This window comes from Pseudoduganella ginsengisoli (assembly GCF_009720865.1).
GTDB lineage: Bacteria > Pseudomonadota > Gammaproteobacteria > Burkholderiales > Burkholderiaceae_D > Rugamonas > Rugamonas ginsengisoli.
Genome location: NZ_WNLA01000009.1, coordinates 54442 through 65845, shown reverse-complemented (window position 1 = coordinate 65845; position 11404 = coordinate 54442). Strand labels below are relative to the sequence as shown.

The following is an 11404-nucleotide window of genomic DNA, read 5'->3' as shown; positions in this document are numbered from 1 at the left end:
GGGCTCAAGGCATCGTCCCCCCATCAATTACCGCTGTCAAGAAAGTCCGGGCGGGACTGTCTCATTGACGCCGCGCCATGAACAGGGGGACAACTACGTGGTCACTACGTATTTCTATATGTCACTTGCGTGCCGATATGTGCTATACATTTACATGCCAAAAGAATAAAAAGTGGCGGTACAATCAAGCCTCCATGATTACAGTCTTCAACCTACTCTCCATTACGGTCAGTACGCTGTCCCTCATCCTGTGGCGCCGCGCCGCGCGCGCTGCATTGCACCATTCCCGGCAACTGGAACAAGCCCGCGCGGAATCGGACACATTGCGGCATGAACTGGACAAGGCAACCGCACGGCTGGCCGACGTCACCCGCAGTGAAGACCAGCTGCAGCACATTGTTTCGCTGCTGCCGGTGGCGTTGTTCCTGAAAGACCCGGATTCCCGCATCATCATGATGAACGAGGCATGCGAGCAAATCTTTGGCGTCGGCTTTGCCAAACTGTCAGGAACACGGGGCAGTGCGTATTACCCGCCCGAGCAAATGGAAGCCTTCCTGGAAGCCGACCGCGCCGCCTTTGCATCGGGCCGCCTGTGGGTCGAGGAAGAATGGGTGTGGCACGCAGGCTTGCAGGAAGACCGCCGCGTGCAGACGTTTAAACGCCCCGTCTACGACAGCGAAGGCAAACCCGCGGTCTTGATCGGCATGTGCATTGACGTGACGGAGCGCATGCGCGCCGACCAGGCGCTGCAAGACTCGCTGCGCCAGTTGCGCAAACTGTCCGACCACAAGGAAACCCTGCGCGAAGAGGAACAGCGCCGCCTGGCCCGCTATGCGCACGACGCGCTGGGCCAGAACCTGATGGCGCTAAAGCTCGATGCGGACATGCTGCATTCCCGCACAGCGGAGAACCACCCCCGCCTGCACAGCCAGACAGGCAGCGCGCTGACCACGCTCGACGCCTCGATCCACGCTGTGCGCACGCTGATCAATGAACTGCACCCCAGCACCCTGGAACTGGGCTTGCCGGCCGCCGTCGACTGGCAGTTGAAACAGCTGGAGCGCAGCAGCGGCATGCACTGCCAGCTGCACCTGTTGAACGATGGCGGACATGAGGGACTGCCGCCCCGCACGACGTGGGCCGTGTTCCGCATGATCCAGGTGGCGCTGGGCAATATCTCGGCCGCAGCCCACGCCACGCGGGTGGACGTCACGCTGGACCTGGACCCCGAAGCCTTGCTGGTAGTGGTCGGCGACAATGGCACCGGCTTGCCGCCCAACAGCGGCGAGCCATTCGGCATGCTGGCCCTGCGCGAGCGCGTGGGCGCGTTCGGCGGCCAGGTTGTCGCCAGCCATATGCCGGGAAAAGGTACGACAGTGACCATACGCTTGCCCGGGATGGAAAAACGGGAAGCCGAAGCTTCCCGTTCTGTCTTGGCTTAGAAGCCTTAGTTCTGCGTCAGGAACGTTTTCAGCTTGTCCGAACGCGATGGCTGGCGCAGTTTGCTCATGGCCTTCGCTTCGATCTGGCGGATACGTTCGCGGGTCACGTCGAACTGCTTGCCGACTTCTTCCAGCGTGTGGTCATTCGACATTTCCACGCCATAGCGCATGCGCAGCACTTTGGCTTCGCGCGGCGTCAGCGAGTCCAGCACTTCCTTGATCACGTTGCGCATCGATGCGTGCATCGCAGCGTCCAGCGGCGCCAGCGTGGTGTTGTCTTCAATGAAGTCGCCCAGCTGGGAATCGCCATCCTCGCCCATCGGCGTTTCCATGGAAATCGGCTCTTTGGCGATCTTCATGATTTCGCGGACTTTGTTTTCCGGCATTTCCATCTTGACTGCCAGCGTGGCCAGATCCGGCTCGCTGCCGGTTTCCTGCATGATCTGGCGCGAAATGCGGTTCATCTTGTTAATGGTCTCGATCATGTGTACCGGCACGCGGATGGTACGGGCCATGTCCGCGATGGAGCGCGTGATCGCCTGGCGGATCCACCACGTTGCATAGGTCGAGAACTTGTAGCCGCGGCGGTACTCGAACTTGTCCACCGCCTTCAGCAGGCCGATGTTACCTTCCTGGATCAGGTCCAGGAATTGCAGGCCGCGGTTGATGTACTTCTTCGCAATGGAAATCACCAGGCGCAAGTTCGCCACGGTCATTTCACGCTTCGCCGTGCGGGCGCGCTTTTCACCGGCAGCCATCTGCTTGTTAATCTTGCGCAGGTCAGCCAGCGGCAGCGCCACGCGGGCCTGCAAGTCGATCATCTTCGATTGCAGCTCTTTCACGGCAGGCACGTTACGGCCCAGCACCGCGCTGTATGGGTAGCCGGCATTGACTTCGCCGTCCACCCAGTCCAGGTCGCACTCATTGCCCGGGAAGACTTTGATGAAGTGGGCGCGTGGCATGCCGCAGCGGTTCACGCACAGTTCCAGCACGGCGCGCTCGATCGAACGCACTTGTTCCATCTGGCCGCGCAAGGTGTCGCACAGCTTCTCCACGACCTTGGCCGTGAAGCGGATGCCCAGCAGCTCGGCGGAAATCGCTTCCTGCGCCTTCAGGTAAGCCGGCGAGCCATAGCCGCCGGATGCCTTGCGCATTTTTTCGAACTGCTCTTCGATGAATTCGAACTTCTCCAGCGCGCCTTTCTTCAGCTGCGCCAACTGCTCAGCCGAGTAGCCGGCCGCGCCGCCAGCAGCGCCGCCCTCTTCTTCTTCCTCGACGTCGTCCTCTTCTTCGTCTTCTTCGTCATCGCCGGCGGCGGCTACCGCCGGCGCAGCGGCGGTTTCGTTCAAGTCCACGAAGCCATCGACCACGTCGTCGACCTTCATTTCATCGGATTCGATCTTCTTGGCCAGCGCGATGATTTCTGCGATGGTGGTCGGGCAGGCGGAAATCGCCTGGATCATGTCCTTCAAGCCTTCTTCGATACGCTTGGCGATTTCGATTTCGCCTTCGCGCGTCAGCAGCGCCACGGCGCCCATTTCACGCATGTACATGCGGACCGGGTCGGTGGTGCGGCCGAAGTCGGAGTCCACGGTCGACAGCGCGGTCGCGGCGGCGGCTTCCACTTCATCGTCGGAAGCGGCAGTCACCACGCCATCCGTCAACAGCAGGCTTTCCTGGTCCGGCGCGCGCTCGTAGACAGCGATGCCCATGTCGTTCAGCGTCGCGATGATGCCTTCGATGGCTTCCGGATCAATGATGTTTTCCGGCAGATGGTCGTTGATTTCAGCGTACGTCAGGTAGCCGCGGTCCTTGCCCAGGTTGATCAGGTTCTTGAACTGCGTGCGGCGTTTTTCCAGCTCCTCCGCCGATGCGCCGTCCGAATTCAATGCGTCCAGGCCCTTGGCTTTGCGCTCGCGTGCCTTCGACGCGGCTTTCAATTCAGCGCGCTCAACGGCGTTCAGTGCCGCCACTTCATCGTTTTCCGGCGTGAATTCGCTCGGCTTGCGGCCACGGCGGCCGGGCACTTTGACGCCTGGCAGCTGGTAGCCGGACGTATCGATCGTGGCCAGCACGGCGGCATCGGTGGTCTGGCTGACCGCTGGTGCGGCGCCGGCCGGGATGATGGTCACTGGCGCGGCTTCGGCCTTGGCTTTGCTCACGCGCGTCTTTGGAGCAGGCTTGACCGCATCGCCGCCAGGCGCGGCCAGCGACACAGCCGTCGCCACGCCGGACTTGCGTGCGACTTTTACAACAGGTACTTCGACCGACGTTTCCGCAACAGCCGCCACACCTTCCGCCATGGCTGGCACAGCGCCAGCCACCTCTGGCGCAACGCCAGCCTGCACTGCTTCAGCCGCAGCGGCGGCAGCCAGGCGCGAACGGGTTTTCTTGACGACGGTTACTTTGCCGGCAGCCTCTTGCGCATTGTCGATGACATAAGATAAAGTGGTCTTAGGTACAGCCAGTTGCGCCGCGGTGGTGCGGGGTTTGGCAGACAGCGTGAGGGTTTTCGGCGTTTTCGTCATTCAAATATCTCTCAATGCGAGACTATGCCGAACGGTCCGGTTCCAGACCGTCAGCAAACAACATCTCGTCGGAAATTGAAAAAAGCCCGTTGCACTTGCTATGTACGGGCTTGCTTTTATCTACTATGCAAGGCGGGAATGTATTGCTGGTTAGTTGTGATACCTGCTGCAAGTCCTGCCGCTACAGCCAATTTTGTTTGGCGAGTCGATTATTATAACTGCATTCGACAGCAAACGCACGCTGAAAATCTCATGAGCAAAACAACATGATGATGGATTTTGCAATGCACCGATGCTGACAGCGTGATATGCTGGCGGCCTCTGATTAATCTGTGAAGTCGATGAACACTAGCCTTACCCCGGAACCGGCGGCCACCGAAGCGGCCAACCAGCCGGCCGCACCTGCGCAAACCGCCCGTGCCCTGTTGAAGCAACTGCAGCAACAGTTCCCACCTTTCCGCGATTGCCTGCCGCTGTCGATCGGTATCGACAAGCAAATCATGGCGCAAATGCCTGGCATCGATAAAAAGCTGATGCGCGCTGCGCTGGGCATCCACACTGGCTCGCAGCGCTACCTGCGCGTGATGGAAAAAGCCACCGTGCGCTATGACCTGGACGGCACGGCGGGCGCGGAAGTCACCGACGTGCACCGCAAGCATGCCAAGGAAGTATTGAAAGAGCGCCTGAAGAAAGAAGCGGAACGCAAGAAAGCGGAACGCGAAGCCGCCGCCGAAGCGGAAGCGGCCAAACAGCGCCAGGAAAAACTCAACCTGCTGGCTGCCAAGTTCTCCAAAAAAGGCTGATGAACGACGCCGCCGATTTGCCGATGGATACGGAGGCCGGCCCCGAGCTGCCTCCCTACATTGGCATTGCACTGGCCGATGTGCTGCTGGTGCGCGGCGCCGCCGAACTGGAGCAAGCCCATACGGCGTTGCTGTCGGCTGACGTGATCGGCTTCGACACGGAATCCAAGCCCACCTTCCTCAAAGGCCAGACGTCCGACGGCCCGCACCTGGTGCAGCTGTCGACGGATGCCGTCTGCTACCTGTTCCAGATCGGAACGCAGCCCTCCCCTGCACTGCCGCTGTTAAAGGAAGTGCTGGAATCGGAACAGATTCTCAAAGTAGGCTTTGGCCTGTCCGACGACGTGCGCCGCTTGCGCGCCAAGCTGGGCATCGAGCCGCAGCGCGTGGCCGATTTATCGGTCGCGCTGCGCGGCGGCCAGCGCAATGACCTGGGTGCGAAAAGCGCTGTCGCGCGCTTCTTCGGCCAGAAGCTGCAAAAGTCCAAGAAAATCTCCACCACCAACTGGGCGGCGCCGCGCTTGTCGGAACGGCAAATCCTGTATGCGGCCGATGACGCGCAAGTGGCGCTGCGCATTTACCGCCACTGGATCGCGGCCGGCAATGCACTGCCGCCGCAGCGTCCCGTGAAAAACAAGCGCAAGCCGCGGCCGCCGAAGCCGGCAGCCGCCTGACAGGCCACGCCAGTATTCCGTGGGGCGGCTCTTACAAATCCGCCAGCCTGCACCCCGGCGACGCACGCATGCTGGATTTATAACATCCGCCCTACGCCCGAGCCAACCTGCCCAGCACCGCCATCGCGTCCTCCAGCTCCGCATTCCACAGATGCCCGTAGTTGAGGCGCAGGCAATTCCCGAACTCCCGCCGCGCGGAAAACATCGGCCCCGGCGCAATGCTGATCCCCCGCTCCAGCGCGGCCCGCTGCAACGCCAGCGCATCGGCCCCGGCAGGCAACTCGACCCACAGGAAATATCCGCCCTCCGGCCGCGTCGCGCGCGTCCCGGCCGGGAAGTGCCGCGCCACCGCCATCAGCATGGCGTCGCGCTGCGCTTCCAGTGCGGACCGCAACTGCCGCAAGTGCCGGTCGTATCCGCCCTGCGCAAGGTAGCCGGCCAGCGCCAGCTGCGACGGCATCGCGCACGCCAGGCTGGTCGACAGCTTCAATCGTTCCACTGCTTTCGCATGCCGCCCCGGCGACGCCCAGCCGATACGGAACCCCGGCGCCAGGCACTTGGAAAAGGACCCGCAATGCATGACCAGTCCATGCTGGTCATAACGCTTGGCCAGCGCGGGACGGCGCGCGCCAAAATACAGTTCGCCATATACGTCGTCTTCGATCAGCGGCACCTGATGCCGCGCCAGCAATTCCACCACCGCCTGCTTTTTCCCGGCCGGCATCAGGCAGCCCAGCGGATTCTGGAAACTCGTCATCAGCCAGCACGCGGCAGGCCGGTGCCGTTCCAGCGCTTGCGCCAAGGCGCCGATCTCCATGCCGTCACGCGGATCGGTCGCCACTTCCACCGCGCGCAGCCCAAGACGCTCCAGCGCCTGCAAGGCCGCATAAAACGCGGGCGACTCGACCAGCACCGCATCTCCCGGCCTGGTGACGGCCTGCAGGCACAGGTTCAGCGCTTCCATTGCGCCGTTGGTGATGACGATATCGTCCGGCGGCACCGGCGCACCATCGAGCTGGTAGCGCAGCGCAATCTGGCGCCGCAACGCATCATTGCCGGGAGCGAGGTCCGCCACCGTGCTCCACGGGTCCAGCCTGCGCATGGCCGACGCGGTTTCCCGCGCCAGCCGCTCCAGCGGGAATAGCAGCGGGCTGGGAAAAGCCGAGCCAAACGGGATCGCGGAACGGTTGCGGGCCGCTCCCAGCACATCGAACACCAGCGCGCTGACGTCAACCACGGCCGCATCAAAGGCCGGCTGCGACACGTGCGGCTCTGGCGGCGCATCATCGGGCAAGCGGCGGCGCGCCACGTAATAGCCGGAGCGGGGCCGCGATTCAATCACGCCGCGCGCCTCCAGCAGGTAGTACGCCTGGAATACCGTGGCCGGGCTGACGCCGCGGCGGGCCTGCTGCTGGCGCACGGACGGCAGCCTGTCGCCGGGACGCAGCGCCTGCCGGCTGACCAGGTCTTCGATTTCTTGCGCCAGCGCTTCGTAGAGCTTCAATCTGATCCCCTGTTTTGTTGCGTTTCTGCGCCTGTCTTTCCGTGCCACACAGGCGTATTCTTATCGATCAGGCATTATCTTAGAGAATGGGCCCAAAATGAGGAAAACTATCCTGGCCGCCTGCCTTGCCGCGAGCATGCTGCTGCCGCAAGCGGATGCAGCAACAGCAGCGGCCAAACCACAAGAACTCAAAGCACTTCCCGACACCATGGCCCAGCGCGTGGCAGCCTGCACCGCCTGCCACACCGCGGGCGCCAAGGCGGAAGCTGATATCAAAGCCAATGCCCAGGCAGCGGCACGCGGCGCCGTATACTTTCCCCGCATCGCAGGCAAGCCTGCAGGCTACCTGTATAACCAGCTGCGCAATTTCCGCGACGGCCGCCGCAAGTACGCCATGATGACGTACATGACGGACCAGCTGTCCGATGCCTACCTGATGGAAATCGCGGAATACTTTGCATCGCTGCACCCGCCCTATCCGCCGCCGGGCGACACCAGCGCATCCGCGCCCATGCTGGAACGGGGCCGCATCCTGGCGCGGCAAGGCGACCCGCAAAAGAAAGTGCCCGCCTGCGTGGCTTGTCACGGTGAACAGCTGACCGGCGTGGCGCCGGCGATTCCCGGCTTGATCGGCCTGCCGCGCGACTACATCAATGCGCAATTCGGCGCCTGGCGCGACAAGGGCCGGCGCGCCCATGCGCCCGACTGCATGGCCGACATTGCCGCCCGGCTGTCGGATGAAGATATTGCCGCGGTTTCCGGCTGGCTCGCACAGCAGCCGGCCGACGCCACCATTTTGCCTGCCGCCTCCATGACCCGGCCGCTGCCCATTGCGTGCGGCAGCGCGCCGGACGCCGCCAATGCGGCAGCCACCGGCACGCACAACAAAACCGCACAGCAATCCGCAATGCCGCGCACCGGAGGCCAGCCATGAACCGCCGCCTCGCCATTGCACTGGCTGTCTTCGGATTGATATTGTCCGGTATCTGGCTGGCGGCGCCCGGCGACGATCCGCTGCCGCCGCCCGGCAAGGCCAGCGCCGCCCTGCCGGCAGCAGACAAGATCGCACGCGGCGCCTACCTGGCCCGCGCCGGCGACTGCCAGGCGTGCCATACGACGCGCGGCGGCCAGCCCTACGCGGGCGGACGCGCACTGCAAACGCCGTTCGGCAATGTGATGTCCCCGAACATCACGTCCGACAAGGAAACCGGTATCGGCGCATGGAGCGCGGATGACTTCTGGCGCGCGCTGCACAACGGCAAGTCGCGCAATGGCCGCCTGCTGTACCCCGCCTTCCCATACACGAACTACACGTCCGTATCACGCGACGACGCCGATGCGCTGTTTGCGTATTTCCAGTCCGTGCCGGCCGTGAAGCAAGCCAGCCTGCCGCATGAAGTGCGCTTCCCGTACAACTTGCAGGCCAGCCTGTGGGTATGGCGCGCGCTGTATTTCCGCCCTGCCGTCTACCGCGAAGACACGGGCCAGAGCGCGCAATGGAACCGTGGCGCGTACTTGGTGCAGGGACTGGGCCACTGCAATGCGTGTCACAGCACGCGCAATGCGCTGGGTGCGTCGAGCGACCGCATGTCCGGCGGGCTGATTACCATGCTGGGCTGGTATGCGCCGTCGCTGACCTCCGACGGCGAAGCAGGACTGGGCGACTGGGATACGGCGCACCTGGCGCAATTGCTGAAGACCGGCGTGTCGCCGCGCGCCACCGTGTTCGGGCCGATGGCGGAAGTCGTGCGCGAGAGCCTGCAGCATTTGTCGGACGATGACGTGCAGGCGATGGCGATGTACCTGAAAACGCTGCCGCACACGGGCGGCAAGGCGGCGCCCTATGAACGGTCCAAAGACCCGGACGTGCAGGCTTTCATTAATATGGGCAGCGAAATCTATGTGAAGCATTGCGTGCAATGCCACGGCTTTGCCGGCAAGGGCTTGCCGCCGGCCTACCCGCCACTGGACGGCAACCGCGCCTTGCTGATGGACGAAGCGGCCAACCCGATCCGCATTGTGCTCAATGGCGGCTTTGCCCCCGCCACCGGCGGCAATCCGCGCCCGTATGGCATGCCGCCGTTTGCGCACACGCTGTCGGACACGGAAGTGGCGGCCGTGGTGTCGTATATCCGGGCGTCGTGGAGCAATAACGCGCCGCCTGTGAACGGCAGCGACGTGGACCGCTACCGCCGCGTCCCGCTGGATTAAACCGTGCGCGCCGCCAGCCCCACGCGGTCCGTGGTGGCATGGCGCGCATCGTCCAGCGCGATTTTTTTCTCCGCCAGCAGCACCCGCAGCGCCGCATTCATCGTGTGGCACCCATCGCGCTGCTGCGCTTCCATCCAAGGCCGGATGCCCGACACATTGCCCGCTTCAATCATGTGCACAACGTCCGGATGCGCGGTCAGGCATTCCGTGGCCAGGTGATAACGGTCGCCATCGACGGAGGGCAACAGCGCCTGGCACAGTACGCCGCGCAGCGCATGAGCCAGCGCCTGCTGCTGCGGCTCCGAATTGCCCAATAAACGTATCATTTTTTGCAAGCCCAGTTCCGTCGAGCGGGCGTGCAAGGTGGCCAGCACCAGCGGGCCGGATTCGGCCAGCGCCAGCGCTTCCTGCGCTGTCTGCGCATCGCGGATTTCACCAATGACGATGACGTCCGGCCGTTCGCGCAGCGCATCGAGCGCGCCCAGGTAAAAACTCTCGACGTCGCCGTCAAAACCCACTTCGCGCTGCGTGATGACGCACTTGCGCTGCGGGATCAGGGTTTCCACCGGGTCTTCAATGGTGATGATGTGGCCCGAGCGGTGTTTGTTGATTTCATCGAGCATCGACGCAATCGTCGTGGACTTGCCCTGGCACGTGTCGCCGATGATCAATACCAGCCCGCTGGTCAACTGCGCGAATTTCTGTTCGTGGGGACGCAAGCCCAGGTTCGCCAGCGGCAGCGGCTCCTTCGGGAAGCGGCGGATCACGCAGCCGAGGCGCTTTTTACCCTGGAAAGTAAAGCAGTTGGCGCGGATACGGGCCGTGTGCAGGTCGATCGAGCGGTCGAACGCCCGGTCCTGGATCCGCTCTTGCCAGTTCGGCTCCACCACTTCAAAGAATTCTTCCAGCTCTTCGCGCGTAATCGGCGAATCCGTCACAGCCACCAAGCCTTTCGGCTGGCGCAGCAACAGGGGGCTGTTCTGGTGGATCAGGATGTCGCTGAACGTCAGCCGGGAATTGAGCAGGTGGAGGATTTGCTCGACCAGTGTGCCAAATACTGGATGGTCTTCGTTTTCCTCATAGGTCAGCGTGCGTATTTGCGAAGACTGGTGGTATTCCATGACTCAATTCCCTGGGTAAATTAATAGTTCCGCAAAGATTATACGGGCCGCGCGCCGCGCCGCCAGCGGTTTTGACGCCGATGCAGGCGATTGTTGGCGTGGACGCCACGCCCGTTGACAAGCAACCGCGCTGGCGGCCAATTGGCGCCCGATTGCCAGCGCCCGGGGCCGGGATTTTGCATTCTGTCCCCCAGCCCCGGCAATCTGTCGCACGGTGGAAGCCTGAAAAATATTGCTGCCGTACCATGATCTGCATCAAACACCTGATATGCGGGAGCCCGGCCTGCAGACGCAGACGCGGCACCCAAGATGGCTAAATACGCTTTTTCAAGGAGAATCAACATGGCAGCATTCAACAACATCGCCCGTTCCATCTTGCTGGCTGCCAGCGCCCTGGCCATCATCGTGCCCGCAGCCGGCGTGCAGGCCGGGCCGCTGAGCTGGCTGCGCGGCGGCGAAACCGTGCAAGGCAATGGCAAGATCGTCAAACAGACGCGCGACACGGGCCACTTCACGGGTTTGGCGCTGGCCTTGCCGGGCGAAGTGGAAGTCCGCACCGGCAATACGGAAAACGTGACGGTGGAAACGGATGAAAACGTGCAAGCGGTGATTGAAACCGTGGTGGAACACGGCACCTTGCAAGTGCGTCCCGTCAAGCGCGACGTGCGCATCGACACACGTACGTTGAAGGTCATCGTCAACGCAAAAATGCTGGAAAAAATCGCCGTCGGCGGCTCCGGCTCGGTCGATGCTGACACGCTGAAGGCGCCGAAACTCACCTTTGATGTGGGCGGTTCCGGTTCCATCAACGTGCGCAACATGGAAAGCGACGCCGTGGCCGTATCGCTGGGCGGCTCGGGCAACCTGAAAGCCGCCGGCAGTACGGAGCGCCTGCAAGTGTCGATCGGCGGTTCCGGCAAGGTCAATACCGACAAGCTGGCGGCCCGCGACGTTTCCGTCAGCATCGGCGGTTCCGGCCAGGCTACCGTATGGGCCAAGCAGTCGCTGAACCTGTCGGTGGCAGGTTCCGGCGACATCGGCTACTACGGTGACCCGCAGATCAGCAAGAACATCATGGGTTCCGGCTCCGTCAAGCGCCTGGGCGGCACGCAGAACTAAGC

General features: G+C 62.9%; 9 protein-coding genes. 6 read left to right on the top strand and 3 right to left on the bottom strand.

The annotated features are described in order from the left end of the window. Window positions 1-194 precede the first annotated feature (194 nt). On the top strand, window positions 195-1442 hold the full coding sequence (locus GM668_RS14760; RefSeq protein ID WP_170305647.1) for a PAS domain-containing sensor histidine kinase: 1248 nt from the start codon (window positions 195-197) through the stop codon (window positions 1440-1442). Between the two features lie 5 nt (window positions 1443-1447). Here GM668_RS14760 and rpoD read toward each other — a convergent pair whose 3' ends face one another. Next, window positions 1448-3970, bottom strand: coding sequence for an RNA polymerase sigma factor RpoD (gene rpoD / locus GM668_RS14755; protein WP_155439722.1), 2523 nt, complete (start codon window positions 3968-3970; stop codon window positions 1448-1450). Window positions 3971-4311: 341 nt separating this feature from the next. On the opposite strand from rpoD, the gene GM668_RS14750 reads away from it, so the two are divergent. Further along, complete coding sequence (locus tag GM668_RS14750; protein WP_155439721.1) at window positions 4312-4773, top strand: ProQ/FINO family protein; 462 nt, start codon at window positions 4312-4314, stop codon at window positions 4771-4773. Further along, window positions 4773-5447, top strand: a complete 675-nt coding sequence (locus tag GM668_RS14745; RefSeq protein WP_229499344.1) for a 3'-5' exonuclease — start codon at window positions 4773-4775, stop codon at window positions 5445-5447. The genes GM668_RS14750 and GM668_RS14745 overlap by 1 nt, the downstream gene beginning before the upstream one ends. Before the next feature lie 91 nt (window positions 5448-5538). Here GM668_RS14745 and GM668_RS14740 read toward each other — a convergent pair whose 3' ends face one another. Then, window positions 5539-6951: an aminotransferase-like domain-containing protein gene (locus tag GM668_RS14740; RefSeq protein WP_155439720.1), complete on the bottom strand. Its 1413-nt coding sequence runs from the start codon at window positions 6949-6951 to the stop codon at window positions 5539-5541. 97 nt (window positions 6952-7048) lie between these two features. On the opposite strand from GM668_RS14740, the gene GM668_RS14735 reads away from it, so the two are divergent. Then, window positions 7049-7885 (top strand): c-type cytochrome, encoded by an 837-nt coding sequence (locus tag GM668_RS14735; RefSeq protein WP_155439719.1) that lies wholly within the window; start codon window positions 7049-7051, stop codon window positions 7883-7885. Continuing rightward, window positions 7882-9162 (top strand): c-type cytochrome, encoded by a 1281-nt coding sequence (locus GM668_RS14730; protein ID WP_155439718.1) that lies wholly within the window; start codon window positions 7882-7884, stop codon window positions 9160-9162. The genes GM668_RS14735 and GM668_RS14730 overlap by 4 nt, the downstream gene beginning before the upstream one ends. Here the strand turns inward: GM668_RS14730 and GM668_RS14725 are convergent. After that, window positions 9159-10283: a type IV pilus twitching motility protein PilT gene (locus GM668_RS14725; RefSeq protein ID WP_155439717.1), complete on the bottom strand. Its 1125-nt coding sequence runs from the start codon at window positions 10281-10283 to the stop codon at window positions 9159-9161. The genes GM668_RS14730 and GM668_RS14725 overlap by 4 nt on opposite strands. A gap of 342 nt (window positions 10284-10625) precedes the next feature. Between GM668_RS14725 and GM668_RS14720 the strand changes: the two genes are divergently transcribed. Further along, window positions 10626-11402: a head GIN domain-containing protein gene (locus GM668_RS14720; protein ID WP_229499342.1), complete on the top strand. Its 777-nt coding sequence runs from the start codon at window positions 10626-10628 to the stop codon at window positions 11400-11402. Window positions 11403-11404: the final 2 nt, after the last annotated feature.

Coding starts and splice junctions, on each gene's coding strand:
- rpoD (WP_155439722.1), bottom strand. CDS start 3,970: ATGACGAAAACGCCGAAAACCCTCACGCTGTCTGCCAAACCCCGCACC.
- GM668_RS14730 (WP_155439718.1), top strand. CDS start 7,882: ATGAACCGCCGCCTCGCCATTGCACTGGCTGTCTTCGGATTGATATTG.
- GM668_RS14720 (WP_229499342.1), top strand. CDS start 10,626: ATGGCAGCATTCAACAACATCGCCCGTTCCATCTTGCTGGCTGCCAGC.
- GM668_RS14735 (WP_155439719.1), top strand. CDS start 7,049: ATGAGGAAAACTATCCTGGCCGCCTGCCTTGCCGCGAGCATGCTGCTG.
- GM668_RS14745 (WP_229499344.1), top strand. CDS start 4,773: ATGAACGACGCCGCCGATTTGCCGATGGATACGGAGGCCGGCCCCGAG.
- GM668_RS14760 (WP_170305647.1), top strand. CDS start 195: ATGATTACAGTCTTCAACCTACTCTCCATTACGGTCAGTACGCTGTCC.
- GM668_RS14750 (WP_155439721.1), top strand. CDS start 4,312: ATGAACACTAGCCTTACCCCGGAACCGGCGGCCACCGAAGCGGCCAAC.
- GM668_RS14725 (WP_155439717.1), bottom strand. CDS start 10,283: ATGGAATACCACCAGTCTTCGCAAATACGCACGCTGACCTATGAGGAA.